Genomic DNA, 25,912 nt, shown 5'->3' with positions numbered 1-25,912 from the left:
CTAGACCATCCGGGCGAGCAGACCTAGTCCGAGTAGCGCAATGCCGCCGCCGAGCACGCGGCTCAGCGCCACTTGTAGCCGCGCTTGGCGCCTCAGCAACAGGCCTAGCCCCAAGCCGGCCAGGTGCAAGAGCCAAGTCGCCAGCACCATACCCAGCAAGGCGATGCTGCCGTCCAGTTCGGTGCCATGCGCCACACCATGGAAAAACGCAAACGTGCCCACCAGCACCAGCGCCGCGCCCAGGCTCATTTGCTGCCGCAGCGCGGCCAGCAGGCCCAGAGCCAACACCGAGACCGCGATCATGGGTTCAACCATGCTCAGCCCAACCCCCGCCAAACCACTCATGCCGACGAGCGCGCCCGCCAGCAGCATCAAGGCAAAGGCCATCGGCACATGCCAAGGCCGGCTCAGCGCCAAGCCGCTCCACAGACCGACCGCCAGCATCGCGGCGAGGTGGTCCGGACCGGTCATCGGATGAATAAAGCCGCTGATGAAATCATGGCCATGCTCAAGGCTGCCGGTGTGGGAAGCGGCCAATACGGGCAAGAGTGCCGATAGGGCGGTGACAAATATGCGTTTCATAGGTGGGTGTCTCGATCAAACAATTGGTTGATGCACGGTCACCAGCTTGGTGCCATCGGGAAAGGTTGCCTCGACCTGGATGTCGGGAATCATCTCGGCGATGCCGTCCATCACATCGGCGCGAGTCAGCACATTGCGGCCCTCGCTCATCAGCTGCGCGACGGTCTTGCCATCCCGTGCGCCTTCCATCACCGCAGCGCTGATGAAGGCCACGCTTTCCGGATAGTTGAGCTTGAGCCCACGCGCCAGGCGGCGCTCGGCCAGCAAGGCGGCGGTGAAGATCAGGAGTTTGTCTTTTTCGCGCGGGGTCAATTCCATAAAGCCATTCCAGTTAGCGCGCGCAAGTGCTGGAGCACTTGACCACGGGGAGTCAATTCCATGCGAGCTTCTAAGCAAGGCCCGTGCCGCCCTGTGCAGGCACGGAAACTGCACGGTTCTCCCTCAGCCATGCCTATGCCGCCCACAACCCCGCCAGCAACAAGCCTCAACGCCGCAGCCGCCCCACAGCGCGTGATCAAGGTGCGGCGCGACTACAACGCCTGGGTGGCGAGCGAAACGCTGGAAGACTACGCGCTGCGCTATACGCCGCAGCGCTTTCGGCGCTGGTCCAATTTCCGCGTCGCCAATACCGCGTTTGGGGCGGCGGCCTTTTTGATCCTGGAGGCCGTGGGCGCAACCTTGCTGGTCCAGTACGGCTGGGCCAATGCCTTCTGGGCCATCCTGGCCACCGGCCTGATCATCTTCCTGGCCGGCCTGCCCATCAGCATCTACGCCGCGCGCTACGGCGTCGACATGGATCTGCTGACCCGCGGCGCGGGCTTTGGCTATATCGGCTCCACCTTCACCTCGCTGATCTACGCGTCCTTCACCTTCATCTTCTTCGCGCTCGAAGCCGCCGTGATGGCCTATGCGCTGGACCTGGCGCTGGACATCCCGCCGCGCTGGGGCTATCTGATTTGCGCGCTGGTAGTCATCCCACTGGTCACCCACGGTGTGTCGGCCATCAGCCGCCTGCAATTGATCACCCAGCCGCTGTGGCTGTTCATGCTGGTGCTGCCCTTTGCGGTGGTGCTGATCAAGGACCCTGCCGCGTTTGCGGGCGTTGTGCACCATGCTGGCTCGCAATCGCACGATTCCGGGTTTAGTTTGGTCCACTTTGGTGCTGCGTTGACGGTGGGCATCGCCTTGATCACGCAAATGGGCGAGCAGGCCGACTATCTGCGCTTCATGCCGGCCCTGAGTGACAAGGCCAGCCCGGCCGACAAGCGCCGCTGGTGGGCCGCCGTGCTGATAGGCGGGCCGGGCTGGGTGCTGCTGGGCGTGGCCAAGATGCTGGGCGGCGCGCTCTTGGCCTGGCTGGCGCTGCAACATATGGTGCCGCCCGAGCGCGCCGTCGACCCGAATCAGATGTATCTGGCGGCCTATGAATATGTGTTCCCGCGCTACGGCTGGGCGGTCGCGGCCACCGCCTTGTTTGTGGTGATCTCGCAGCTCAAAATCAATGTCACCAACGCCTATGCCGGCTCGCTCGCCTGGAGTAACTTTTTTTCCCGACTGACCCACAGCCACCCCGGCCGCGTGGTCTGGGTGGTGTTCAACACCTTGATCGCCTTCATGCTGATGGAGATGAATGTGTTCGAGGCGCTGGGCCAGGTGCTGGGTCTGTATGCCAATGTGGCGATCGCCTGGATCATGGCCGTGGTGGCCGATCTGGTGATCAACAAGCCGCTGGGCCTTTCGCCGCCGGGCATCGAGTTCAAGCGCGCTCATTTGTACGACATAAACCCGGTTGGCGTCGGCGCGATGGCGCTGGCTTCGCTGCTCTCGGTCAGCGCGCATCTGGGCCTGATGGGCGAGCTAGCGCAAGCCTTCTCGGCCGTCATCGCGATGGCCACTGCCTTCGTCACTGCGCCCTTGATTGCCTGGGCCACCGGTGGCCGCTATTACCTGGCGCGCCGGCCTGATCATCAAGAGCAGGGCAAATACGGGCGCCTGGAAACCCGCTGCTGCGTCATCTGCGAGCGCGAGTATGAAGGCCCGGACATGGCGCATTGCCCCGCCTACCAGGGCCCGATCTGCTCACTCTGCTGCACGCTGGACGCGCGCTGCGGTGATCTTTGCAAGCCGCAGGCCAAGCTCTCTGCGCAATGGCGGGCGGCGCTGCACAAGGTGCTGCCGCGCAAGACCTGGCCCTGGCTGGACACCGGCCTGGGCCACTTTCTGCTTTTGATGGCGGTGCTGATGCCGCTGCTGGCCGCGCTGTTCGGCCTGCTCTATCACCAGGAGCTGCGCGGTTTGATGGATACCGCGCCAGAAGCCGCGCAAAGCCTGCGCAACGGCTTTGTGAAGGCCTATCTGCTGCTGGGCCTTGGCGTCGGCATCGCGGCCTGGTGGCTGGTGCTGGCGCACCAGAGCCGCGAAGTCGCGCAAGAGGAATCGAATCGCCAGACCCAGGCGCTGATGCTGGAGATTGCCTCGCACGCCCGCACCGACGAAGCTTTGCAAAGGGCCAAGCAAGCGGCCGAGCAGGCGCAGCTGAGCGCCGAGCAAGCCAACCAGGCCAAGAGCCGCTATGTCAGCGCCATCAGCCACGAGCTGCGCACGCCGCTGAACAGCATCCTCGGCTATGCGCAACTGATGGCCGAAGATGCCGAGTTGCCGCCGCGCCGCCGCCAGGCGGTGCAGGTGATCAAGCGCAGCGGCGAGCACCTGCTGCAGCTGATTGACGGCACGCTGGATTTGGCCCGCATCGAGGCCGGCAAGTTGTCACTGGAACCGGCCACGATGCAGTTCGAAGACGCCATGCATGAGCTGGCCGAAATGTTCGAGCTGCAAGCGGCCTCCAAAGGTCTCATCTTTCGCTTCGAGGTCATCGGCGAGCTGCCCAGCAGCGTGCGGGCGGATGAAAAGCGCCTGCGCCAAATCCTGATCAATCTGCTCGGCAATGCATTGAAGTTCACACCCCAGGGTCAGGTCGTGCTGCGGGTGCGCCATGCGCGCGAGATCGCCTTGTTCGAGATCGAGGACAGCGGCCCCGGCCTCAGCAGCGAGGCCCTAGGCCGCATTTTTGAGCCCTTCACGCGCGGCAGCACGCGCGCCACCGACGCCGCACCTGGCGCTGGCTTGGGCCTGACCATCGCCAAGATGCTGACCGAGTTGATGGGCGGCGAGTTGAGCGCCAGCAGCGAAGTCGGCCAGGGCTCGGTGTTCAGGGTCAAGCTGTTCTTGCCCGCTTTGGCGTCGCCCCATCAGTTAGAGCGGCTCAGAACTGCAGCGCCACGGCGCGGCTATGCCGGGCCGCGCCGGCTGATCCTGATCGTCGACAACGAAGCGGCCGACCGCCAGCTGTTGAGCGAGCTCTTGCAGCCGCTGGGCTTCGAGCTGCGCAGCGCCGCCAGCGGACATGATGCGCTGGACCTGGTCGCGAGCGGCGGCTTGCGGCCCGACGCGGTCTTGATGGATCTGGCCATGCCCGGCATAGACGGCTGGGAAACGATTCGCCGCCTGCGCTTGCTCACGCCCGCCGAGCTCCATATCGCCGTCGTCTCCGCCAATGCGTTTGAGAAAGGCCAGGACAACGCCGCTTTTGGCATCACGCCGGCCGATTTCATCACCAAGCCCGTGCGTCACGCCGAGCTGCTGGACTGGCTGGGGCGCAGGCTTGATTTGCAGTGGCTGAACACGAGGGCGGAGACTGAAGAGACGCCCCCAGCGCAAGCGCGAATCAGCGCAAGCCAGTTGCCCTTCTTGGAACTTGACCCCGAGCTACTGACGCCGCTGCGCGAAGCCTTGAACCTGGGCTATTACCGCGGCGTGCAGGCCCAGCTCGACCTGATCGCCGGCGCCTTGCCCGCAAGTGCCGCCAGCGCCGCCTGGGTCGAGAGCTTGCGCGGCCTGGCGCGCCAATACCAATTCGAAGCGATCACAGCCATCTTGGGGCCGGAGATCCCTGCATGAACAACAACACCACCTTCATCATCACCCCCAAGCAAAGCATGGCGCCTGCCAACATCAGCAAGGCGCCCGACTGGCTGGAACGTCAGCGCGGCGACCTGGTGCTGATCGTCGACGACGTGCCGGACAACGTCGCGATGTTGCATGACGCCTTGGACGAAAGCGGCTACACCGTGCTGGTCGCCACCAATGGCGAGTCCGCGCTGCAACGCGCCACGCAGGCGCTGCCCGACATCATCTTGCTGGACGCGATGATGCCGGGCATGGACGGCTTCGAAGTAGCGCGCCGTCTGAAGGCCGCCACCGCCACGGCGCATATCCCGATCGTCTTCATGACCGGCTTGACCGAGACCGAGCATCTGGTCGCGGCGCTGGATGCCGGCGGCGTCGACTACGTGACCAAGCCGATCAAGCCCAAGGAAGTGCTGGCGCGCATGCAAGTGCATTTGCGCGGCGCACGCCAGGCGCAGGGCGCCGTGCAGACCCGCCGAGCGCTCGACGCTTTTGGCTACGCCAGCATCACGGTGCGGGTCAGTGACGGCCGGCTGATGTGGCAGACGCCGTTGGCGCGCGAGCTGCTCGCCGCCTATTTCGGCGCGAGCGGCCAGTTTTCTCCGGTGTTTGCGCCGGCGCCGGTGCTGGGCTGGTTGCGTCGCCATGTGCCGGCGGCACGCGAACAGCAGATCGAGCCGCCGCGTTTTTATGCCGAACTGGGTGCGCGCCGCCTGAGTTTTGCGCTGCATCAGCAGATTGGCGCCGCTGAGCCGGAGGACCTCGGCGACGGCGAAAGCAGCGATTGGCTGATCGTGATGCGCGAGGTGTCGGACTTGGGCCTCATCGAAGCTATGGGCCTGAACTTCAAGCTCACCGCTCGCGAGGCCGAGGTGTTGTACTGGGTCGTCAAGGGCAAGATCAACCGCGATATTGCCGACATCCTGGGCGCCAGCCCGGCGACGGTCAAGAAGCACCTGGAGCGGGTTTTTTCGAAGTTAGGGGTCGAGACCAGGACTTCGGCTGCCGCGATGGCTTTGAATCGGATTCGGGCGCTGCATCCGCATTGGGAGTTGTAGCCCCGCCACCCCTATGCGGGGTCAGTGGTAGTCCTCTTCGAGCTGGTGGCGTATGGCCAGCACGACGACCTTGGATGTGCTGACGATCTCGTACAACGCCACGTAGCCGGTGCTGCCGAAGGGGATGATCAGCTCCCGTTGAGCGGGGTTCTGGGCCGCCTTGCGAAAGCTGAACGGTGTGAGCGCCAAGCCGTGCTGCGCTGATGCTCTGATCGCGGCTATAGCCGCTTGAGCGCCGTCGAGTTGTTCGCTGGTTTCGGCCTGGTCAAGCAAGTCGTCAAACAAGCGCTCCAGGTCAGCTTCGGCTGTGGGTGCGAACGCGACGGTGAAGGTCATGGCTTGAACTATTTGCCGAGCTGTCCGGTGAGTTCTTCGCCCAGCTCTTTGCCGAGTTTTTTGCGCTTGGCGTCGAGCTTGGCTTGAAGCTTGGCCAAGACCGTCTCTACCGGCGCGGCGACACCTGTTTGGTGGTATTCCTCAGATGCGGCCTGCGCCCGCGCATGGAAGGCCGTCTGTACGCGTCTGAAGGCGATGGCGTTGCGCATGGTCGCTTCGACAAAGTCGGTCAGGGTTTCGCCCTGCAACAGCACTGACTCGAGATCAGCGCGCAGCTCGGGTTCAACGCGGATTTGCGGGATGACGGCGGTTTTCATAGGGGCAGTGTATTGCGCCTGCAATACATTCGCAACCTATTGGCCCGGGGCGGGCGAGCTGTTTACAGCTGCAGCGCCAGTGTCGGCTTTAGGGATATCGCCCAGACCGCCGCCCATCTATGCTGCATTGCAACATTGCCCAGGGAGATCCTCATGCGCATCATCATCAGCAACTTGGCCCGGATAGGGCTCGGCGTCCTCACGCTATTGACTGGCCTGCATTCGGCATGGGCGGCAGACAGCCTGCCGGCGGTACAAGCTGCAGCCGACCGCACGTCAATCTCTGGCTTGTCTTCCGGGGCCTTTATGGTGGTGCAGTACAGCACCGCTTATTCGGCCAGCGTGATGGGCGTCGGGGTCGTCGCCGGCGGGCCTTACAACTGTGCCTATGTGAATCTGGGTGGGATTCTGACTTGCATGAGCGGGGCGCCGTCGGGCGAGGTCTCATGGGAAGCCGCCCAGGGCTTTGCCTCATTCGGGCAGATTGACCCGGTCGCTGCCATCAGCAAGTTCAAGGTCTATGTCTACGGGGGCAAGAAAGACACCGTGGTGCACCCCAGCGTGGTGAAGGCCACCAAAGACTTCTACACCGCCGGCGGCGTCGCCAAGAAGAATCTGGCGTTTGTCAGCACTTTGCCCTCGGGCCATGCGTTCATTTCGCCGGACTTCGGCAACGCCTGCAAGGTCACCGAATCGCCCTACATCGCCCAATGCAAGGTGAAGGGCTCGCCCTATGACCAGGCCAAGGCCATCCTCAGTCAAATCTATGGGCCGCTCAAGCCGGCTGTTATGTCGCTGTCGTCCACGGTGCGGCCGTTTGATCAGCGCGAGTTCGCTGCGGCCGACACGGGGCTGGACAATGTCGGCTTCTATTACCTGCCCAAAGCCTGTGCTGCCGACAAATCTAGCCATTGCGCGGTGCATGTGGTGTTCCACGGCTGTGAGCAGGGTGCGGCGGCGGTCGGCAGCGATGTCTACAGCAAGGTCGGCTACAACCGCTGGGCCGATGCCAATCAGGTCATCGTGTTGTATCCGCAAGTGGTGGCCACCGAGTTGCCGCTGAACCCCAAGGGGTGTTGGGATTGGTGGGGTTACTCGGGGTTGAATTTTCAGGTGCGGGGTGGGGCGCAGTTGCATGCGGTCAAGAGCATGGTGGATCGATTGATCTCGGCGCCTTGATTGTTGGCGGTGCTGAGCGCAGCTTTTGGGCTTGGATGGCAGGACCTACTGAAAAAATGCACAGCCTTCGGCTCATTTGCTTGCCGAGCACGATGCCGGGAGTTCGTCCCGGCGGCCGACCTCCTTCTCTTGTCTCGCCAAGAGAAGGAGGCAAGAGAAGGCGACCCTGCCGCATGGCCCTGCGGGTCCGCTCGGATGCTCGAATTTGCCGGGCCGCGCCCAACTCACTTCGCGCCCTAACGGCCGCTTCGCTCAGACAGGGGGCGCGAAGTCAGTTCTTGAAGTCGCTGCGCGACGCCCGGCAAATTCTGCGCTCCTCGCCCATGCAGAAGGGGTGAACTCAAAAGAACTCGGCTCGCTGCGCTTCGCCTCGATGGGTGCTGCGCTGCGCGCATACACCGCGCAAGCCGATGGCTTTAGGGTCAAGTCTTGCCTTCAGATTCAAGACCTGACCCCGGCCTTTTGCAGGACGGTTAGCTTCAACGTTGACCAAGCGCGCGAGTGGCCTTCCGCCAGCTGGCCGCGCTACGCTGCCTGTATATTTCCAGCTTCGCGGCCAGCTGACTCCTGCCCCTGAGCTCGAACGTTGCCAGCAAAAATACGCCGGAAGGGTTTGCCAATACAGGTCTATCGACAGAAGGAGAAGCAGTGAATCTTCAAGAATTCATCAAAACAGCACTAACCGAGATCGTCGCTGGTGTCGCTGAGGCTAGGGAAGAGTGTAAAAAGCACGGTGCAAGTATTGGTTCAAACGCGGTCTATGGGCACCTCAAGGAAGCCCAGATCGTCACGGACAACGATGGCAAACCGGTGTCTCGCGTCGAGTTTGATATTGCACTTGCAGAGGCCAAGGCAACCGATACGAAAGGCGGCATTGGTGTCTTTCTCGGTGCGGTGGGGCTGGGTTCCCAGGGAGCTTCGCATGGTGAGTCGTCATCGAATTCCCGGATCAAATTTTCAGTTCCAATCATCTTTCCCGGCGATGCGAGCTAACCCTGAGCCGCCTCGCAACGGCTGGTCTCTACATATCCCCATTTCATTTTGGGCCTTCTGCGTCCAGCCGCCGCTCGCGGCGCAACTGCCACTATCAACGCTAACCTGGAGTACATCTTGACGTCGCCCATTGTCTTTGTTTCGTACTCGCACGACTCCCAGGAACACAAGCGATGGGTGTTAGAACTAGCCACTCGACTTCGCCAAAGTGGAATCGACGCAATTCTTGATCAGTGGGAAATAGGTCCCGGCGGCGATCTGCCACATTTCATGGAGCAAAGCATCGCTCGCTCTGCTCGTGTCTTAATGATCTGTACTGAGCGATATGTGGAAAAGGCCAATGCGGGCGTCGGAGGTGTCGGCTACGAGAAAATGATCGTCACTGCGGATTTGCTTAAGCAGATTGGCTCCAATCGAATCATTCCCATCGTTCGCCAAGGTGGATCGGTTCAATTGCCTACCTTTCTAGGTTCGAAGCTATACATTGATCTTTCCACTGACGATCGATTTGAGACGGGAATGGATCAACTACTCCGGGAGCTGTTGAATGCGCCACTATTTGTCAAGCCCCCGATTGGCTCCGACCCTCTTCAGTCCGCTCAAGCGCCGGAGCCAAGCAATCCGTCGCCAGTTGTTCAATTCATGCAAGCAGTAGCGGCCGTCTATGACAAATCCAGCGATGCCGGAGCGCTGCGCTCTGAATGGATTCGTTCGGTGATGAATTCATCGAAGCTCTTCTATGACCATGCCTGCGACCAAGCGATCTCTCTGGGCTACGTAGGCACCAGTCCAGACAAGCAGACCATCTGGGTGCAGGAGGCAGGCCGATCGTTTCTCATAAGGCTTGAGAGTCAGGGAAAAATGGAAACAAAGGCCGGGGTCAGGTCTCAAATATAAAGGCCTTCCCGCCTTTAGATGCATGTTTTCCCCGCTGGCAAAAAGGAAGCTCCGGCCGCAGTCGTTACTTTCATTTTAAGCGGATAACCTGACCCCAAAAAAAGTCGACTTGCGAGGTGCCTGCGCGCAGCGCTGCACCCATCGAGGCGACGCGCAGCGAGCCGTGTTCTTGTGAATTCCCCTTCTGCATGGGCGAGGAGCGCAGAATTTGTCGGGCGTCGCGCAGCGACTTCAAGAACTGGCTTCGCGCCCCTTGTTTGAACGGAGCGTAGCGCAGTGAGTTGGGCGCGGCCCGGCAAATTTGAGCATCTGAGCGGACCCGTAGGGCCATGCGGCAGGGTCGCCTTCTCTTGCCTCCTTCTCTTGGCGAGACAAGAGAAGGAGGTCGGCCGCCGGGACGAACTCCCGGCATCGTGCCGATAGAGCAATACAAGCGAAACCAGCCCTCGCACCGAGCCTGGCTCTGGACCAGACCATCAGTTCTCCGAAATCTTCCCGCCCTTAAGCACCACATCGCCACTAGCCTTGACGTCCACGGCCTCACTGGCCTCGAAGCTCAGCCTGCGCCCCTTGATGACGATGCTGCCGTCTTTCTTCATCAGCAAGCTCGCCTGGCCCACCACCAGCTCCAGCGAATCGCCCGCCTCGATGCGCAGCTTCTTGCCGACCTGGATGCTCAAGTCCTTGCCCACCGTCAAACGGTCTTGCCCGTCGATCACGACAACGCGATCAATGGATAGCGGCATGGCGGCTCGTTCTCTGGACATGGCGAGGCTCCTCATCTGTAGCTGTGGCTAGCGAAGGATAGCGGACAGCAGCACAACAACACAGCAACACAGCCACCCGCATACGCCATTCGCCGTATATGCCATTGGGCCAGCGCTGCCTACATTGGGGACGTCCGCAATGAGATCGATTGCGGCAAGCCTGCCCCCCCAACACCGACCAGACCCCCTTCCCAGGAGCACATCGACCATGATGCAACGCCGCAACTTCTCCCTCAAGACCTTGGCCGTCGCCAGCGCCGTCGCCGGCCTGAGCTTCACCGGCCTCAACGTCCAGGCCGCCGACACCATCAAGGTCGGCGTTCTGCACAGCCTGTCCGGCACGATGGCGATCTCGGAGACCGTCCTCAAGGACACCGTCTTGATGGCCATCGACGAGATCAATGCCAAGGGCGGCGTGCTGGGCAAAAAGCTCGAGCCCGTGGTCGTGGACCCGGCCTCTAACTGGCCGCTGTTTGCCGAAAAGACCAAGCAACTGCTGACCCAAGACAAGGTGGCCGTGATCTTCGGCTGCTGGACCTCCGTGTCGCGCAAATCGGCGCTGCCGGTGCTGGAAGAACTCAACGGCCTGCTGTTCTACCCGGTGCAGTACGAAGGCGAAGAGCTGAGCAAGAACGTGTTCTACACCGGCGCCGCGCCTAACCAGCAGGCCATCCCTGCGGTGGACTACCTGATGAGCAAGGACGGCGGCGCGGCCAAGCGCTGGGTGCTGCTGGGCACCGACTATGTCTACCCCCGCACGACCAACAAGATCCTGCGCGCCTACCTGAACAGCAAGGGCGTGAAGGATTCGGACATCGACGAGAAGTACACCCCGTTCGGCCACAGCGATTACCAGACCATCGTCGCCGACATCAAGAAGTTCTCGGCCGGTGGCAAAACCGCCGTGGTGTCCACCATCAATGGCGACTCCAACGTGCCCTTCTACAAAGAGCTGGGCAATGCCGGCCTGAAGGCCAAGGATGTGCCGGTGGTGGCCTTCTCGGTCGGTGAAGAGGAGCTGCGCGGCGTGGACACGAAACCACTGGTCGGCCACTTGGCTGCCTGGAACTATTTCATGTCGCTGAAGAACCCGGCCAATGCCGACTTCATCAGTAAGTGGACCGCTTACGCCAAGGCCAAGAACCTGCCCGGCCACAAGGACCGGCCGCTGACCAATGACCCGATGGAGGCGACTTACATCGGCATCAATATGTGGAAGCAGGCGGTTGAAAAAGCCAAGAGCACCGATGTGGACAAGGTCATCGCCGCCATGGCCGGCCAGACCTTCACCGCACCGAGCGGCATCACTTCCAAGATGGATGAGAAGAACCACCATCTGCACAAGTCGGTGTTCATCGGCGAGATCAAGGCCGACGGTCAGTTCAATGTGGTCTGGAAGACACCGGCCCCGGTCAAGGCCAAGCCTTGGAGCCCCTTCATCGCAGGCAATGACGTCAAGCCCGATGAGCCGGTGAAGAAGTAAGTAAGTCATTGAGAGAAGAGCTAGCCGTATGAAGCGCCTGCTGAATTCATTGTTATGTGGTCTGCTCTTGTGGCCTTGCGTCACACAGGCCTTGATGACGCCTCAGCAGGCGCTTGCGCTGGCGACTGGCGACGGCGACGAGCGCAGCGCTGTGCTGCAAGCGATCGTCGCCACGCCGGACGAACGCAGCACAAGGCTGCTGCTGGCCATGAAGGCCGAACAAGTGAAGCTGGACCCCGCCCGCCAACTTTTGATCATCGTTGACGAGAAGGGCCAGATGCAGGACGCGCTGAGCGGCCAAGTGCTGGCCCAGCCGCCAGCCGCGCTGGACGACGTGATGCTGAACAACCGCCTGCGTGGCGAGCTGGATCAAGCGCTGGCCGTTTTGCAGTTGTTCGCGCCGGCGACTCCTGCTGAGCGACTGACTGCTGCTCGGTCCTTGCAGCAGGACGCCAAGATCGACTACCTGCCTATGCTGGACATGGCGCTGGCCAAAGAAGCCGACGCTGCAGTCCGTACAGAATTGACGCTGGCAAGAGCCGCTGCGCTGTCCTTCAGCCCGGTCGTGGAGCAGCGTCTGCTAGCGGCCAAGCTGCTCGGTGCCTCGCGCAGCCCGGCCACCCAATTGCTCTTGAACCAGCGCCTGGCGGAAGAAACCGACCCTGACGTCAAGAGCGCCTTGAAGAATTCGCTGCGCAGCCTGGAATCGACGCTGGCCCTGGGCGAGCGCCTGGGCGCCTTGTTCACCGGCCTGAGCCTGGGCAGCATCTTGTTGCTGGTGGCGCTGGGCCTTGCCATCACCTACGGGCTGATGGGCGTGATCAATATGGCGCATGGCGAGCTGATGATGATCGGCGCCTACGCCACCTATCTGGTGCACCTGGCCTTTCGCCAATGGTTGCCGCCGAGCTGGTTTGACTATTACCTGGTGCTGGCGCTGCCGGCCGCTTTCCTTGCTGCTGCTGCCGTGGGTGCGCTGATGGAGCGGCTGGTGCTGCGCTGGCTCTACGGGCGGCCGCTGGAGTCGCTGCTGGCGACCTGGGGCCTGAGCCTGATGTTGATGCAGACCGTGCGCAGCCTGTTCGGCGCGCAAAACGTCGGCGTCGAAAACCCGGCCTGGATGAGCGGCGGCTGGCAGGTCTTGCCGAATCTGAGCCTGCCCTATAACCGCTTGATGATCATCCTCTTTGCCGGCCTGGTGCTGGGCGGCATGACGCTGCTGATCAAGCGCACGCGCTTGGGGTTGTTCGTACGCGGCGTGACGCAGAACCGGCCTATGGCCTCTTGCATGGGCGTCAACACCGCCCGCGTCGACACCTATGCTTTTGCGCTGGGCTCCGGCATCGCGGGTCTGGCCGGCTGCGCCTTGAGCCAGGTCGGCAATGTCGGGCCAGACCTGGGCCAGAGCTATATCGTTGACGCCTTCATGGTGGTGGTGCTGGGCGGCGTCGGGCAGTTGGCCGGTACCGTCTACGCGGCACTGGGCTTGGGGATGTTGAACAAGCTGCTGGAAGGCTATGTCGGCGCCGTGCTGGCCAAGATCGCTGTGCTGATCTTCATCATCATCTTCATCCAGAAGCGCCCGCAAGGCATCTTCGCGGTGAAGGGGCGGGCAGTTGAAGCATGAGTGACGCACCGCAAGCAAGAGCATCTGTCCAGCCACTCGACATGACACCGAATCCACACTCACAACTGCTCAGCCCCAAAGGCTGGCTCAGCTTCGCCACGGCGCTGCTGATCATCTGCCTGCTGGCCCCTGTGCTGAACCTCTGGGTGCCCGAGGGTCAGGTCTTGCATCTGAGCGACTATGCGGTGGGCCTACTGGGCAAGTTCATGTGCTACGCGATCTGCGCGCTGGCGATGGATCTGATCTGGGGCTTTGCCGGCATCCTGAGCCTGGGCCACGGCCTGTTCTTTGCGCTCGGCGGCTATGTGATGGGCATGTATCTGATGCGCCAGATCGGCAGCGACGGGCAATACCAAAGTGCGCTGCCCGACTTCATGGTGTTTTTGGACTGGAAGACGCTGCCCTGGCATTGGGCTTTGAGCGACAGCTTCGCGGCCACCGTTATCTTGATCGTGCTGGTGCCTGGCCTGGTGGCTTTTGTATTCGGCTTCTTTGCCTTTCGCTCGCGCATCAAGGGCGTTTACTTTTCCATCATCACGCAGGCGCTGACCTATGCGGCGATGCTGCTGTTCTTCCGCAACGAGACCGGCTTCGGCGGCAATAACGGCTTCACCGATTTCAAGCGCATTGCCGGCCTGACGATTGCGACACCGCAGATGCGCATGCTGCTGTTCGTCATGAGCGGCCTGGCGCTGCTGGGCTGCTATTTGCTGGCGCGCTGGTTGACACGCAGCAAGTTCGGCCGCGTGCTGCAAGCGGTGCGTGACGCCGAATCCCGGCTGATGTTCTGCGGCTACTCGCCGTTTGCCTACAAGCTGGCCATCTGGACGCTGTCTGCCGTGATGTGCGGCGTGGCCGGTGCGCTCTATGTGCCGCAGGTCGGCATCATCAACCCGAGCGAGATGAGCGTGGCCAATTCGATCGAGATCGCGGTGTGGGCAGCGGTCGGCGGGCGCGGCACCTTGCTGGGCCCCATCGTCGGCGCCTTCCTGGTCAACGGCGCCAAGAGCTGGTTGACGGTCAGCGCGCCTGAGATTTGGCTGTATTTTCTGGGCGCGCTGTTCATTGCGGTCACGCTGTTCCTGCCGCATGGCTTGGCCGGTCTGGTCGGGCAAATCAAATCCAAAGGCAAGACATCATGACCCCCGATCTGATGGAGCAAGGCAGCGAGCGGCTGCAGCACAAAAAGGAAGTGCAAGAACAGGGCAGCTCGGGCGGCCGCAACGCTGGCTATTCGCGTGTGCATGAGCCCGGCGCCTTGGATCTGGCGCATGGCCGCATCCTCTACCTGGAAGACGTCAGCGTCTCCTTCGACGGCTTTCGCGCCATCAACAAGCTGTCGCTGGACATCGCACCCGGCGAGCTGCGCTGCATCATCGGGCCCAATGGCGCCGGCAAGACCACGATGATGGACATCATCACCGGCAAGACCCGCCCCGACGCCGGGCAAGTTTTCTTCGGCAGCACCATAGACCTGCTGCGCCACAGCGAGGCCGAGATCGCCGGTCTGGGCATAGGACGCAAATTCCAAAAGCCGACGGTGTTCGAGGCGCTGAGCGTGTTCGAGAACCTGGAGCTGGCGCTCAAGTCGCCGCGCGGCGTAGCGTCGGCGCTATGGCACCGGCTCAGCGGCGTGCAGCGTGACCGGCTCGGCGAGGTGTTGACGCTGATTCAATTACGCGACGAGTGGCAGCGCCCGGCCGGCCTGCTCAGCCATGGCCAGAAGCAATGGCTGGAGATCGGCATGCTCTTGATGCAGGAGCCCAAATTGCTGCTGCTGGACGAGCCGGTGGCGGGCATGACGGACCAGGAAACCGAACGCACGGCGGAGCTGTTTTTGACGCTGAAGGGCAAGCATTCGCTGATCGTCGTCGAGCATGACATGAGCTTCATTGCCCGCATCTCCGAGATCGTCACCGTGCTTTGCGAGGGCGCGGTGCTGGCCCAGGGCACTTTGGCGCAGGTGCAGGCCGACGAGCGGGTGATCGAGGTCTACCTCGGGAGATAGGAGAGAAGCATCATGCTGCAAGCCAAAAACATTCATCAGTATTACAGCGGCTCGCACATCCTGCGCGATGTCAGCGTGAGCGCCAGCCCCGGCCGCATCACCGTGCTCTTGGGCCGCAACGGCGTGGGCAAGACCTCGCTGCTGAAGTCGCTGATGGGCTTGGTGCCGATCAAGAACGGCGAGGTGCTTTTCGACGGGCGCAACATCACCAAGCTGGCTCCCTATGAGCGGGCCCGCGCCGGCATCGGCTATGTGCCCCAGGGCCGCGAAATTTTTGCCCGCTTGACGGTGGAAGAAAACCTGCGCATGGGTCTGGCCACGCTGCCCGGTGGCACGCCGATTCCGCCGCATTTGTTTGAGCTGTTCCCGGTGCTCAAGCAAATGCTGCAGCGGCGCGGCGGCGATCTGTCGGGCGGCCAGCAGCAGCAGCTCGCCATCGCGCGAGCGCTGGCGGCCGGCCCGAAGTTGCTGATCCTGGATGAGCCGACCGAAGGCATACAGCCCAATATCATCAAAGACATCGGCCGCATCATTCGCCAATTGGCCGACCATGGCTTGAACGGTCAGCGCATGGCGGTGCTGCTGTGCGAGCAGTATTACGACTTTGCCGAAGAGCTGGCCGATGACTATCTGGTGCTGGAGCGCGGCGCAGTGATCTCACAGGGCTCGCGCAGCGAGATGGTAGCCAAGGGCGTGCGGCAGATCGTGTCGATTTAGTTTCTTGTCTACATCGCCATTCACATGGACCACAGGCGCGGCGGCGTGGCCGCCATGCCCCAGAGCTCGTGCCGCCACAGGGCCCAAGCCTGCCGCAGCAGATCCAGGCTAGGTTCCGTCAACTCGCTCAAGGCACGCAAGACCAGCACCTGCCCATGGGGCGCGGTGACGCCGGCAAACTCACGCAAAGCATGGGTCTCGATCAGCTCACGCACCGCATCAAGCGCCCGCTCTTGACGAGTGCGACTAATCCCTGAGCCGGCCGCAAACACCAAGGTGGCCAGGCAACGCCGCCCCGCCAAACCGAGCAGGCCATTCATCAGCAAAGCGTCATCGGCCGCAATCACGCCTTGTTCCAGCCAAACGCCTTCGACCTCCAAATGCTGAGCGAAGCGCCCGCGATCAAAGGCCTGGCCGGCAGCGGGCAGGCCTAAAGCGGTGATGTCCCAACACATCATCTCGGCCCCCGGCGCCAACGCAAAACGGGCCTCGTTGCGCGCCTCGCAGCCGGGATAGGCCAAGGCCTCCAGCGGCAGCCACTCGAGCCGCGCGCCCGCAGCCAGCGTGGCGCGCACCGCCTGTGTGGCGACGGCGCCCACTTCGCTGCGATAAAAGCGTGTGGCACCCGGCGTGGTGACGAGGCCATGCGCGCCCTCGCCCACTTGCAAAGAAACCGCCAGGGTGTCGCCGCCGACCAAACCGCCAGGCGGATGAACCAAGACGTTATGGCAGACCGCCTCGCCTTCGGGGTAGAGGCTTTTGAGGATGCGCAGTGGCCCGCTGTGTTCATAGCGCGCCACGCTGCGGCCATGCTCGCAGGCATAAGCAATCGACAAGTCGGCGCGCCAATTCGAGCCGGGGGGCGAACTTGTCGGGGTGCAAGGGGTCAAACTATTCATGGAATGCTTATATGCAAGATCCGCGCCCGGCCACCGGCAGAAAAATCAAGGGCCAGCGCGGCCTTGCGCCATTGTCGCTGGCGCTGCTCTACCGACGATCCCAGGCAATATGCAGCGTGTCGCATGTGGCTGGTGTCGATCGAGCCAGGCGCTCAGCATGGGGGTCTTCACGAGAACGAGGTTTTCGCCATCTGGCCTTAAGCCGCTCGTTCGCCAGATCAAAACCCAGGAGTTGGACATGCTGAGCTTTCTTACTGCGGCGCTCCTTGCTGCGGCAACTGTGACGACCGCTGCAACGGCAGCTGTCGCGCCGCTGGACGCACTGCCGCAAACCCGGCTGGATGCCGAACTGCGCTGCCTCTTGGGTGTCTACGCCCTGCCAGCGGGCCGGTCGGTGACGATCACCGGCTTCGGTGGCCAGCCGCGCGGCCTGCAATACAGCCTCTCGAACGGCCAATTCGGGAACCTGCAGGAGGCAGAGGACGGCACGTTCGGCGCTGCGGGCCTACAGATCAAGTTCGAGCCTTGCAGCGTCGGCACGATGACCTTGGCGATGAAACAAGGCCAGCTTGCCGAACAGGCACTTCGTTTGCCCCTGCTCGAGAAAGAAACAAGCTTCTTCAGCGACGGCGTCAAGCTGCACGGCAAGCTGGTGCTGCCGCCGGGTGGCCGCGCTCAGTCGCTGGCCGTGTGGGTCGAGGGTTCCAACAACGACCCTTCCACCGATGACAGCGTCTGGCAGTACGAGCTCGCCCGCCGGGGTATTGCCGTCTTTGTGTATGACAAGCGCGGGACTGGCGCGTCCGCTGGCGCCCCGCTGTCCGACTTCCACGCCCGCGCACGCGACACAGCGGCCGCAGTCCAGGCGGCGCGGCGCCTGGCGCCGGACATCCGCTCAGTCGGTGTGATTGGCGCGAGCCAGGGCGGCTGGGTGGCGCCACTGACCGCGACGCTGGTCGAGCTGGATTTCGTCATTGCTGCCTTCGCCATGGCCGAGGGCCCGATCGCCCAGGACCGGGCGCTGGTGGAGCAGCAAGTCCGGGAGGCGAGCTTCGATGCGGCCGTGCTGGCCGAGGCCAAGGCGCTGACAGTGATTACCGAAAACATCGTGCGCTCCAATCTGCGCGACGGCTTTGCGGCGCTGGATGCTTTCAAAGCCAATCATGCCGGCGCGCCCTGGCTGGAGGCCATACAGCCACGCTCCTACACCGGCATCTTTTTGAAATTCAGCTCCGAGGACATCAAGACCAAGGGCCCCGCCTTGGCGCAGGGCTTGAGCTTCGACTATGAGCCCCGCCCCGTGATCGAGGCGGTCAAATCGCGCCAGCTTTGGCTGCTGGGCGGCAGCGACCGGCAGGCACCTAACGCCAGCACTCAAGCCATCCTGCGCCAGATTCAGCTGCAGCGACCGAATATCGCCGTAGTGCTCTTCCCGCGAGCCGACCATGGCTTGATCGAGCCGATCCAAACCGCAGACGGTGTGGCAATGGCCTATTCCGCGAAGCTGTTCGACGTGGCTGCCGACTGGATCAAAGGGCAGAAGCTTCCTGCAGCTGGGATGTTCATCGAGATGCCGGCTGGGGGAAATCGAGGACCTTAAGGCGGGGGCTTCCCACCCGCTCACCTACTGGGCTCGGCGCGCTCGCAGCGGCTTTCAATGAGCAATAGCCGCTGCGCTGCAGGGCTCGAGGTCCGGGTAATGCCGTGAGGGAATCTGCGCCGCCAGAATATGCTGGCTCAAGCCCTCGGCCCAGACCGCATAGCCCTCCGGGCTGGGGTGGAAACCATCGGCGGCCATGCCGGCCGTGGTCGTCGTGCTGGGATGCCAATGCATGCTGCGCCCCACTTCTTCGATCAGCAGCGCGGCCAAGCTGAGGTTCATCTGTTGCGCCCAGCGGCCCATGAACCAGCGCAGCGGCTGCGGCAATGCCAGGCAAGCATGCATGGGCGGCACGGCGCTGTGTACCAGCAAGGCCGGCGCGAAGCGCAAGGCAATCAGTTCGGCCAAACGACTCTGCCAGCGCGCCCATAGCAAGGGCGCGCACAGGGCGGTGGCGTCATTGGCGCCCATGGACAGCACCACCACATCGAAGCTCGCCTTGGGTGCATCCAGCAGCAGTTGGTGCAGCCCCGGCGAGTCCAGCCCATTGACCGCCAGCACGCACCACTCGACTCGGTGATGCCGGCTCAGGCGGCGCACCAGTTGGCCACAGAGCGCTTGCTCCTGCGTCGGCGCGCCGACACCCGCAGCGCCTGAGTCACCCGCCACCAAGAGCCGGATCAGTGACCCCTGGCCGGCGCTGCCGGCACGCTGCCCAGGCGGCTCGGGCATGCGCGGCGTGATGCGGCGCACATGGCGGGCCTGCAGCCACAGCAGCGGCCCGAGCAGCCAGAGCAGGAGCAGGCGCCGCCAGGGGCTGAGGCTGGCGGCCGGGCGGGTCTTGCGGTGTGCGTGCATGGATGCGCCTCGTGCGTGAACCTCGCTGACAAGGTGGAAGCTGGAGCCTGAGCCCGCCGCGCGGCCGGGTCTGTGCGTTCTCGAACGGATGGCAGCGGCCGGGCGGCAGTTCGCGAGATGCGACACTGCCTGCACTGCTGCATGCGCGTCAGCGCTCAGATCGCCCGTTCACCCACTCACCCATGCCCCACGCCGTCTCCCTTTTACGCGCCGCCCGTTTGGCGCGCAGCAGCAAACCTTTCTTGGCCCGTGGCGGCTTCAAGCGCGATCGCTGCGCCGACTGCCGGCTGAACATCGGCCACTGCATGTGCGCGCTGCGCCCGTCGGTGCCGACACGCGCCGGCATCTGCCTCTTGATGGCCGATGTCGAGCCGCTCAAGCCCAGCAACACCGGCTGGCTGATTGCCGATATGGTGGCCGATACCTTTGCTTTCGGCTGGGCCCGCACCGAGACCGACCCGGCGCTGCTGGAACTTTTGAAGGACCCACAGTGGCAGCCTTTCGTGGTGTTCCCGGGCGAGTTTGTTGAGCCTGAACGGGTGGTACACAGCGTGCCCTTGCCTGACGCTTGCGCAACGCAGACTACCAAGCGCCCGCTCTTCATCTTGCTGGACGGTACCTGGAGCGAGGCCCGCAAGATGTTCCGCAAGAGCCCCTATCTGGACACCTTGCCGGTGCTCAGCCTGGAGCTGGCGCAGATCTCGCAATACAAGCTGCGACGCTCGCGCCGGGATGATCATTTCTGCACCAGCGAGGTCGCCTCGCTATGCCTGAGCCTGGCCGGCGAGGAGTTGGCCGCGCAAACGCTGGAGACTTACTTGGACGTCTTTACCCACCATTATCTGCAGGCCAAAAACCAATGGCCGATCGCCTGGGACAGCCCCGCTCATCAGCGTTTGAGCGAACTGGCCAAGTTGCGAACCGCCAGTGCCGAGGCGTGAACCGCAGCTTCGCTCGGCGTCAAACCTGCCGCTGATTCCAACCGTGCAGCCACTGAGTCTCGGGACTTTCACGCAGTAGCGCCGGTCCCAAGATCGGCTACGCTTGGCGCCGCCCAGGCCAGACCCCATCACCACCGGACAATTCCCAGCCCTCTCACATGTCCCCTCTCGTCGCTCCCCAACTCAGTCGCCATCTGGTCGACAACCCCAATCTCGGCGCCTGGCTGGAAGAATGTGCCGAGGTGGCCTTGGTGCTGGCGATTGCACCGGCCGGCTTCGGCAAAACCACCGCCATGCTGTGCCTGCACGAGCGCCTGCGGGCCAAAGGCTTCGCCACCGCCTGGCTGCAACTGAGCGCCGACGACAACCATGTGGAGCGGCTCTGCGCTTTGCTGCAGACGGCGCTGCCGACGCCCCCCGCCGACGCAGGCGATTCGGCCGCGCCAGCGCCAAGCTTGATGGACGCGCGCTACACCGGCTCGCGCCTGGGCCAGGACGTGCTCGACGCCGTCGCCGCCATTCAGCAGCCGACCGCGATCTTTCTGGACGACTTTGACCATCTGCGCGAGGCCCGCGCGGTCGATTTGATGCAGCGGCTGATCGAACGCTTGCCGCCTCATTGCAAGCTCTTCATCACCGCGCGCAACGCGCCGCTGCTGCGCTTGTACAAGCTCAAGGCACAGGGCCGGCTGTTGCAGATCGGCATGGCGGAGTTGAGCTTTGACTTCGAGCAGGCCGAGCTGTTTCTGAACCAGCGTCACCAGTTGCAGCTCGACGCGCCCAGTGTGCGCCGCTTGCTGCACGCCACCGAGGGCTGGCCGGCCGGCCTGCAGCTGGCCGCGCTGGCGCTCAAAGGGCGCGGCGACAAGCCCGGCTTCATCGAAAACTTCTGCGAGCAGACCGCCGACATTGGCCGCTACTTGTATGAAGAAGTGTTCTGGGATCAGTCGGAAGAGATCAAGAACTTTTTGCTGCGCACCAGCTTTGTCAAGCAACTCGGCCCCGGCATCTGCAATGCCGTCGGCCAGATCGCCAATGCGGCCACGCTCTTGCGCCAGCTTGAGGCGCAGAGCCTGTTCGTCTTGCGCATGGGTGCCGCCGGCACCGAGTTTCGTTACCACCCGCTGTTTGCCGAGTTCTTGCAACGCAAGCTGCGTGAGGACTATCCGGATTGGCTGGCCGATCTGCATCAGCGCGCGGCCGACTGGTTCTTGCAGTCGGGTGACCCCGATGCGGCCATCGAGCATGCGCTGACCGCCGGCAACCATGAGCAAGCCTGCGCCATTCTGATCAACCATATCTGGCAGGCGCTGGCGCGCGGCCACATCAGCAGCTGCCGGCATTGGCTGGGGCAAATGCCCGAGCCGGTACTCAAGCGCCACCCAAACTTGCAGGTCGCGCTGTGCTGGATCCATATCTTCAGCTACGAATACAGCCTGGCCGGCCAGTTGGCCGAGCAACTCAAACAAGTGCCCAGCGTACAGAGCATGGCCGAGTACCGGATGCTGGGGCCCTTGTCGCTGGTCTTGATGGACCGGCTGGGCGAATGCGAGTTGGCACTCAAGCAATATCAAGACCTGACCCTGAGCGGGCTGAGCGAGGCGACCTTTCGCAGCATTCATGCCTATGTGGACCTCTGTTCACACCGCTTTGACGCGGCGCTGGAGAGCTCTGACCGAGGCCTGGCGCTGTTCAAACGCATTGGCAGCGTCTACGGCACCACCTTCAGTTACGGCATCAGCACCTACACCTTGCTGGCCCAGGGCCGCGCGCTGGAAGTGGTGACCAGGCTGGAGCCGGCCTTGGCCGAGCTGAGCCGCATCAGCGGACGCCACAGCGCCAGTACTGCTTACGTGGGCGTTTACTTGGCCGGTGCGCTGTACGAGCTGGGCGAGTTCGAGCGGGCCGAGGTGTTGGCGCGCGAATACCTGGACTTGTCGGGTGAGCTGGTCTTCTTGGACGCCATCGTCATCACGCACCGGATCCTGTCGCGCGCGCTGTGCCGAGCCGGCCAATATGCGGAAGCCGCGGCATTGATCCATGCCGGCATCGAGCTGGGCCGCTCGCTCGGCCTGGCGCGCATCGTGGCGCCGATGCGGCTGGAGCAGCAGTACCAAGTGCTGCATCAATTCGATCATGGCCACCCGATGGCGCCGGAGCGACTGAGCCTGTTGCCGGCGGCCTGGGACTTTGCCGCCGACCGCATGACGCCCATCAATGATGTGGAGGACCAGGCCTTGGCCGGCCTGCGCCTGGGCCTGCGCGAGGGCCGCGCCGAGCAGGTACTGGAGGCCTGCTCGGTCAAGCGGGTGAAGGCAAGGAACCTGGGCCGGCGGCGCCGGCAACTCAAGCTCGGGCTGCTGCAGGCGCAAGCCTTGCAACAGCTGGGCCGCGAAGCCGAAGCGCGGCTGCTGCTGAGCGAGTTGCTGCTGAGCGAGGCCGAGTTGGGCCTGCGTGCCAGCTATCTGGAAGAAGGCCCGCGCCTGATCGCGATGCTGGAAGCGCTGCGCGCAGGCGCCGCGCCGCGTCTGCAGGCGGTGCTGGAGCGCGTGCTGGGACCGGCCGATGGTCAGGCTTTGATGCCGGTGCCGGCCATTGCTGAGGCGCCGGCGGCGACGGCGCTGCTGGCAGTCACGGCGCCGCGCGGCGAATGCGGTTTGTCGCCGCGTGAATTGCAAATCCTGCAATGCCTGTCTGCCGGCATGCCCAATAAGCAGATCGCCAACAGCTTGCAAATCTCCGAGCCGACGGTCAAGTTCCATCTGCGCAACGTCAACCACAAGCTGGATGCGCGCAACCGCACGCATGCCGTGTTCATCGCACGCGAGCGCGGCTGGGTCAGCTAACTCATGTTTTTGAGCCCAGCGCGGCGGCCACTTCCGCAAACAGCGGCCTCTCTTTCGGCTCAGGGCTCACACAAGCTGTTTGCAACTGTTGCACGACGGGCGGCGCATCCGGGCAGCGGCTCAGCCATTCTTCCAGCAGATGGCCGAAGGCCAAGACTTCGAGCCGCTCATAGCCCTGCCGCTCGGCCCGGCTGAGCTGCTCGGGCAAGAGGCTGGCGGCGCCGAAGTCGCCCAGCCAGATGTCGCCTTTGCCGTTCCAGAGCAGATTGTGCGCATAGAGATCGCCATGCGAGATGCCTTGGTGGTGCAAGTGGCGAGCAGCATCGACCACGCCGCTCGCCATGCGCTGCAAGACCTCAGCGTCAATCCGCGTTGCGGCCGGGTAGACATCGCGGGTACAGGAGCTCAGGCTGGGTGGGCCGGCCAGCGTGCTGAACTCCGGCGCTATGCGCGGCATCACCAGGCCCTCGGCGCCCAGCGGATGAGCCGTCAGGCGCGCGCTGGCCGAGATCAGGTGCGGATGCAGGCCGGCCGCCAGACTGGCCGCCCATTCGCTGTGCGGCCAGCCATCGCTGGTGACCTCGCCCTTGAAAACCTTGACGGCCAACTCACGCCCATCCGCCGGACCGGCAGGCCAATGCGCCGCATGGATCACGCCGGACGCGCCCTGCCCGAGCAGCCCGCCCATCTGCAGCGCCGCCCAATCGAGATCGGGCAAAGCCGACTGCTCCAGCACGCGTGACTCGCGCTGCGCGCCCCAGGGGTTGCCGCCGACGGCCAGCCAGGCCAAGTTGGGCAAGTCCAACAGCCAGGGCGGGATCTGCTCGAAGCGATTGGCCGACATGCGCAGCAAGCCTAAGCGCCGGCATTGCACCATCGAGTCCGGCAACTGGCTCAATTGATTGCCGGCCAAGGCCAGCTTTTGCAGATGCGGCCGCTCGCCCAGTTCACCGGGCAGTTCACGCAACTCGTTATCGGTCAGGATCAACCAGCGCAGCTTGGCCGGCAGGGCCGCGGCGGGCAGCTTCGTCAGCTGGTTGGATTTGAAGCCAACCATGCTCAAGGACGCGCAATCGCCGAGCACCTCGGGTACTTCGGTGAAACGGTTCTCCGCGCAAAACAGCACCTTGAGCTTGTGCAAACGCGGCAAATCAGCGGGCAGGCTGCTGAGCGCGTTGCCCGATAGATTGAGCACTTCCAGGCTATCTGCCAGGGTGAAGACTTCGGGCGGCAACTCGGTCAGGCCGCAAGACAGATCGAGCCGGCTGATGCCGGCGAGTTCGCCGGAGCGTAATTGAGCCAGGGTGTGCATGGGCAATTGGAAATAGGAGGAGGCGGGAGGCTCGGCATTGTCGCGCCGAAGCTGCAAGCACAAATTCGCAGCACCTAGCCCTGCCCCGCCCTCAACCTATCCCTTCGGTCAGCTAGCACTATCCCTTGGGATAGCCCCCGACCTAGACGGATGGACGGCGACAAGGATGAGGCTGCCCCCTAGAGTGCGGGCTCCGCCCAACGAACACTCTCTTTCGATCAATCAATCATGCAAAACGCCGGCCAGTTCGCAGCGATGTCACAGCGCCAAGATACAGCGCAGGCGGCACCGCGCGCACAGGAGTACAAGCCCGCCGGCGCGGCAGGCCTGACGAATAGCTGGCACAAGGCGATGGCGCAGGCCTTTGCCGGGCGCGGTCTGTGTCTGCAGAGCCTGCTTGATCAACAAGGGCTTGACCCCGAGGAGTCCGACCCCCGGGTCTTGTCTGACGCCTACAGCGGCGCTTGGGAATTGGCCGCCGCGCGTACCGGCGATGCAGCCATAGGCCTGAGTGTGCCGGCACATCCGCTGATTGCGCTTGGCCTGCTGGCGCATCTGGTGCTGGCGGCCCATGATCTGGGCGACGCGCTGCAATACCTGCTGCGTTTTTCGGCCCTGCTGTCGCCAGCGGTCTGCATGGAATTGAGCCAGGACGGCGCCCAGACCCAGCTCCGCGTCGACATCCTCAAAGGCCTGCGGACCACCCCGCTGCAGCGCTATGACTTCATCGCCAATGTGGTCTTGCAGTCGCTCAACTGGGCCACCGCCCGGCGGGTGCGGCCACTCAGAATCAGCTACCCCTTTGCGGCCCCGCTTGAACTCGGGCGCTGGATCGAGGTCTTTGGCTGCGAACTCGAATTCAACGCAGAACATTTTTGCATCGTCTTTGACAGCGCCGACCTGCGCACCCCCATCCCCACGGCCAATGCCAGCGTCGCGGCGCTGTGTGAGCGCAGCGCCAGCCAGGCGATGCTGCAACGCGGTGGCAGCATCCAGGTGCGGGTGCGGCAATTGCTGACCCAGGAACTGTCCAAGGGCGACCCCAAGCGCGAGACCATTGCCGCGCAACTGCATATGAGCGAGCGCACGCTGCAGCGCCGCTTGCTGGAAGAAAGCACCAGCTTCAACAAGCTGCTGGACGAGACCCGCCGCGAGTTGGCCGCGCGCTATTTGAACCGCGGCTGCATCACCGCCACCGAGATGAGCTTCGCGCTGGGATTCGCCGATCCGAGCAATTTCTACCGCGCTTGCAAACGCTGGTTTGGCCATTCGCCGAGCCGTCTGCGCAGCCCCGTCTGAAGCGCAAGTGCGCGCCCCTAACTGATGATTGAGACAGCATAGAAACCCTCTAATGGTTCCTCCTCCCCACCGAACGGAGGGCACGCAAAGCCAAGAGCATGGCTCGCAAAGTCACTAGTTTTTGCCAACTAATCCGCATCATTCGTCCACGCCGCAGACAACTCGGCGCAGCCAGAGAGCCCACAAGCACCCGCGCTGCAATGAGCCAAACCCGTGACTAGAGACCA

23 protein-coding genes are annotated in these 25,912 nt (G+C 63.3%); 14 read left to right on the top strand and 9 right to left on the bottom strand.

Features of this window, described 5'->3' with window-relative positions; all coding sequences use genetic code 11:
* Positions 1–582: a HupE/UreJ family protein gene (locus tag LNV09_RS03800; protein WP_263555725.1), complete on the bottom strand. Its 582-nt coding sequence runs from the start codon at positions 580–582 to the stop codon at positions 1–3.
* Positions 583–597: 15 nt separating this feature from the next.
* A complete protein-coding gene (locus LNV09_RS03795) occupies positions 598–900 on the bottom strand; it encodes an urease subunit gamma (RefSeq protein ID WP_263532323.1) in 303 nt (100 codons plus the stop codon).
* A gap of 129 nt (positions 901–1,029) precedes the next feature.
* On the opposite strand from LNV09_RS03795, the gene LNV09_RS03790 reads away from it, so the two are divergent.
* Positions 1,030–4,539, top strand: coding sequence for a hybrid sensor histidine kinase/response regulator (locus tag LNV09_RS03790; RefSeq protein WP_411969202.1), 3,510 nt, complete (start codon positions 1,030–1,032; stop codon positions 4,537–4,539).
* 38 nt (positions 4,540–4,577) lie between these two features.
* On the top strand, positions 4,578–5,606 hold the full coding sequence (locus tag LNV09_RS03785; RefSeq protein WP_263555795.1) for a response regulator transcription factor: 1,029 nt from the start codon (positions 4,578–4,580) through the stop codon (positions 5,604–5,606).
* Positions 5,607–5,627: 21 nt separating this feature from the next.
* Here the strand turns inward: LNV09_RS03785 and LNV09_RS03780 are convergent, their stop codons facing one another.
* Together LNV09_RS03780 and LNV09_RS03775 are read right to left on the bottom strand one after the other, a co-directional pair.
* Entirely contained in the window at positions 5,628–5,942 is a 315-nt protein-coding gene (locus LNV09_RS03780; protein WP_263555724.1) for a type II toxin-antitoxin system RelE/ParE family toxin, read from the bottom strand.
* 8 nt (positions 5,943–5,950) lie between these two features.
* The gene (locus tag LNV09_RS03775) at positions 5,951–6,259 is read right to left on the bottom strand and encodes a YlcI/YnfO family protein (protein ID WP_263555723.1); all 309 of its coding nucleotides are present in this window, start codon (positions 6,257–6,259) and stop codon (positions 5,951–5,953) included.
* 153 nt (positions 6,260–6,412) lie between these two features.
* Here LNV09_RS03775 and LNV09_RS03770 point away from each other — a divergent pair, with 153 nt between their 5' ends.
* The 3 genes from LNV09_RS03770 (at position 6,413) to LNV09_RS03760 (ending at position 9,328) form a co-directional block, all read left to right on the top strand.
* Positions 6,413–7,438: an extracellular catalytic domain type 2 short-chain-length polyhydroxyalkanoate depolymerase gene (locus LNV09_RS03770; protein ID WP_263555722.1), complete on the top strand. Its 1,026-nt coding sequence runs from the start codon at positions 6,413–6,415 to the stop codon at positions 7,436–7,438.
* 648 nt (positions 7,439–8,086) lie between these two features.
* Positions 8,087–8,431: a hypothetical protein gene (locus LNV09_RS03765; protein ID WP_263555721.1), complete on the top strand. Its 345-nt coding sequence runs from the start codon at positions 8,087–8,089 to the stop codon at positions 8,429–8,431.
* Positions 8,432–8,548: 117 nt separating this feature from the next.
* Positions 8,549–9,328: a toll/interleukin-1 receptor domain-containing protein gene (locus tag LNV09_RS03760; protein ID WP_263555720.1), complete on the top strand. Its 780-nt coding sequence runs from the start codon at positions 8,549–8,551 to the stop codon at positions 9,326–9,328.
* Between the two features lie 70 nt (positions 9,329–9,398).
* On the opposite strand, the gene LNV09_RS03755 is transcribed toward LNV09_RS03760, so the two are convergent.
* The gene (locus LNV09_RS03755) at positions 9,399–9,563 is read right to left on the bottom strand and encodes a hypothetical protein (protein ID WP_263555719.1); all 165 of its coding nucleotides are present in this window, start codon (positions 9,561–9,563) and stop codon (positions 9,399–9,401) included.
* Positions 9,564–9,804: 241 nt separating this feature from the next.
* Positions 9,805–10,095: a hypothetical protein gene (locus LNV09_RS03750; RefSeq protein ID WP_263555718.1), complete on the bottom strand. Its 291-nt coding sequence runs from the start codon at positions 10,093–10,095 to the stop codon at positions 9,805–9,807.
* Positions 10,096–10,306: 211 nt separating this feature from the next.
* On the opposite strand from LNV09_RS03750, the gene urtA reads away from it, so the two are divergent.
* The 5 genes from urtA to urtE are packed head-to-tail and all read left to right on the top strand — an operon-like array spanning position 10,307 to position 15,930.
* The gene (urtA, locus tag LNV09_RS03745) at positions 10,307–11,578 is read left to right on the top strand and encodes an urea ABC transporter substrate-binding protein (protein WP_263555794.1); all 1,272 of its coding nucleotides are present in this window, start codon (positions 10,307–10,309) and stop codon (positions 11,576–11,578) included.
* A gap of 28 nt (positions 11,579–11,606) precedes the next feature.
* The gene (gene urtB / locus LNV09_RS03740; protein ID WP_411969201.1) at positions 11,607–13,205 is read left to right on the top strand and encodes an urea ABC transporter permease subunit UrtB; all 1,599 of its coding nucleotides are present in this window, start codon (positions 11,607–11,609) and stop codon (positions 13,203–13,205) included.
* Between the two features lie 41 nt (positions 13,206–13,246).
* Complete coding sequence (gene urtC, locus LNV09_RS03735; RefSeq protein ID WP_411969213.1) at positions 13,247–14,347, top strand: urea ABC transporter permease subunit UrtC; 1,101 nt, start codon at positions 13,247–13,249, stop codon at positions 14,345–14,347.
* Positions 14,344–15,213 (top strand): urea ABC transporter ATP-binding protein UrtD, encoded by an 870-nt coding sequence (gene urtD, locus LNV09_RS03730; protein WP_263555716.1) that lies wholly within the window; start codon positions 14,344–14,346, stop codon positions 15,211–15,213. The genes urtC and urtD overlap by 4 nt, the downstream gene beginning before the upstream one ends.
* Before the next feature lie 12 nt (positions 15,214–15,225).
* Positions 15,226–15,930, top strand: a complete 705-nt coding sequence (urtE, locus tag LNV09_RS03725) for an urea ABC transporter ATP-binding subunit UrtE (RefSeq protein WP_263555715.1) — start codon at positions 15,226–15,228, stop codon at positions 15,928–15,930.
* Positions 15,931–15,950: 20 nt separating this feature from the next.
* Here the strand turns inward: urtE and LNV09_RS03720 are convergent, their stop codons facing one another.
* Positions 15,951–16,829 carry an urease accessory protein UreD gene (locus LNV09_RS03720; protein ID WP_263555714.1) on the bottom strand — a complete coding sequence of 293 codons (879 nt, stop codon included), beginning with the start codon at positions 16,827–16,829 and terminating at the stop codon, positions 15,951–15,953.
* Positions 16,830–17,067: 238 nt separating this feature from the next.
* Between LNV09_RS03720 and LNV09_RS03715 the strand changes: the two genes are divergently transcribed.
* Positions 17,068–18,429: an alpha/beta hydrolase family protein gene (locus LNV09_RS03715; RefSeq protein WP_263555713.1), complete on the top strand. Its 1,362-nt coding sequence runs from the start codon at positions 17,068–17,070 to the stop codon at positions 18,427–18,429.
* A gap of 54 nt (positions 18,430–18,483) precedes the next feature.
* Here LNV09_RS03715 and LNV09_RS03710 read toward each other — a convergent pair whose 3' ends face one another.
* Positions 18,484–19,287, bottom strand: a complete 804-nt coding sequence (locus LNV09_RS03710; protein WP_263555712.1) for an SGNH/GDSL hydrolase family protein — start codon at positions 19,285–19,287, stop codon at positions 18,484–18,486.
* A 182-nt stretch (positions 19,288–19,469) separates the two neighbouring features.
* Here LNV09_RS03710 and LNV09_RS03705 point away from each other — a divergent pair, with 182 nt between their 5' ends.
* The gene (locus LNV09_RS03705) at positions 19,470–20,228 is read left to right on the top strand and encodes a tRNA-uridine aminocarboxypropyltransferase (RefSeq protein ID WP_263555711.1); all 759 of its coding nucleotides are present in this window, start codon (positions 19,470–19,472) and stop codon (positions 20,226–20,228) included.
* A 158-nt stretch (positions 20,229–20,386) separates the two neighbouring features.
* Complete coding sequence (locus LNV09_RS03700) at positions 20,387–23,074, top strand: winged helix-turn-helix domain-containing protein (protein WP_263555710.1); 2,688 nt, start codon at positions 20,387–20,389, stop codon at positions 23,072–23,074.
* A gap of 1 nt (position 23,075) precedes the next feature.
* Here LNV09_RS03700 and LNV09_RS03695 read toward each other — a convergent pair whose 3' ends face one another.
* Positions 23,076–24,386: a leucine-rich repeat-containing protein kinase family protein gene (locus tag LNV09_RS03695; protein ID WP_263555709.1), complete on the bottom strand. Its 1,311-nt coding sequence runs from the start codon at positions 24,384–24,386 to the stop codon at positions 23,076–23,078.
* A 228-nt stretch (positions 24,387–24,614) separates the two neighbouring features.
* On the opposite strand from LNV09_RS03695, the gene LNV09_RS03690 reads away from it, so the two are divergent.
* Positions 24,615–25,685: an AraC family transcriptional regulator gene (locus tag LNV09_RS03690; RefSeq protein ID WP_263555708.1), complete on the top strand. Its 1,071-nt coding sequence runs from the start codon at positions 24,615–24,617 to the stop codon at positions 25,683–25,685.
* Positions 25,686–25,912 lie beyond the last annotated feature (227 nt).

The sequence above is a fragment of the Paucibacter sp. B2R-40 genome (genome assembly GCF_025717555.1).
GTDB lineage: Bacteria > Pseudomonadota > Gammaproteobacteria > Burkholderiales > Burkholderiaceae_C > Paucibacter_A.
Note: the sequence above shows the minus strand (reverse complement) of the source record. Positions and strands in the feature narration are given on the sequence as shown.

Coding starts and splice junctions, on each gene's coding strand:
- LNV09_RS03800 (WP_263555725.1), bottom strand. CDS start 582: ATGAAACGCATATTTGTCACCGCCCTATCGGCACTCTTGCCCGTATTG.
- LNV09_RS03795 (WP_263532323.1), bottom strand. CDS start 900: ATGGAATTGACCCCGCGCGAAAAAGACAAACTCCTGATCTTCACCGCC.
- LNV09_RS03790 (WP_411969202.1), top strand. CDS start 1,030: ATGCCTATGCCGCCCACAACCCCGCCAGCAACAAGCCTCAACGCCGCA.
- LNV09_RS03785 (WP_263555795.1), top strand. CDS start 4,578: ATGGCGCCTGCCAACATCAGCAAGGCGCCCGACTGGCTGGAACGTCAG.
- LNV09_RS03780 (WP_263555724.1), bottom strand. CDS start 5,942: ATGACCTTCACCGTCGCGTTCGCACCCACAGCCGAAGCTGACCTGGAG.
- LNV09_RS03775 (WP_263555723.1), bottom strand. CDS start 6,259: ATGAAAACCGCCGTCATCCCGCAAATCCGCGTTGAACCCGAGCTGCGC.
- LNV09_RS03770 (WP_263555722.1), top strand. CDS start 6,413: ATGCGCATCATCATCAGCAACTTGGCCCGGATAGGGCTCGGCGTCCTC.
- LNV09_RS03750 (WP_263555718.1), bottom strand. CDS start 10,095: ATGTCCAGAGAACGAGCCGCCATGCCGCTATCCATTGATCGCGTTGTC.
- urtA (WP_263555794.1), top strand. CDS start 10,307: ATGCAACGCCGCAACTTCTCCCTCAAGACCTTGGCCGTCGCCAGCGCC.
- urtB (WP_411969201.1), top strand. CDS start 11,607: ATGAAGCGCCTGCTGAATTCATTGTTATGTGGTCTGCTCTTGTGGCCT.
- urtC (WP_411969213.1), top strand. CDS start 13,247: ATGACACCGAATCCACACTCACAACTGCTCAGCCCCAAAGGCTGGCTC.
- urtD (WP_263555716.1), top strand. CDS start 14,344: ATGACCCCCGATCTGATGGAGCAAGGCAGCGAGCGGCTGCAGCACAAA.
- urtE (WP_263555715.1), top strand. CDS start 15,226: ATGCTGCAAGCCAAAAACATTCATCAGTATTACAGCGGCTCGCACATC.
- LNV09_RS03720 (WP_263555714.1), bottom strand. CDS start 16,829: ATGAATAGTTTGACCCCTTGCACCCCGACAAGTTCGCCCCCCGGCTCG.
- LNV09_RS03715 (WP_263555713.1), top strand. CDS start 17,068: ATGCTGAGCTTTCTTACTGCGGCGCTCCTTGCTGCGGCAACTGTGACG.
- LNV09_RS03710 (WP_263555712.1), bottom strand. CDS start 19,287: ATGCACGCACACCGCAAGACCCGCCCGGCCGCCAGCCTCAGCCCCTGG.
- LNV09_RS03705 (WP_263555711.1), top strand. CDS start 19,470: ATGCCCCACGCCGTCTCCCTTTTACGCGCCGCCCGTTTGGCGCGCAGC.
- LNV09_RS03700 (WP_263555710.1), top strand. CDS start 20,387: ATGTCCCCTCTCGTCGCTCCCCAACTCAGTCGCCATCTGGTCGACAAC.
- LNV09_RS03695 (WP_263555709.1), bottom strand. CDS start 24,386: ATGCACACCCTGGCTCAATTACGCTCCGGCGAACTCGCCGGCATCAGC.
- LNV09_RS03690 (WP_263555708.1), top strand. CDS start 24,615: ATGCAAAACGCCGGCCAGTTCGCAGCGATGTCACAGCGCCAAGATACA.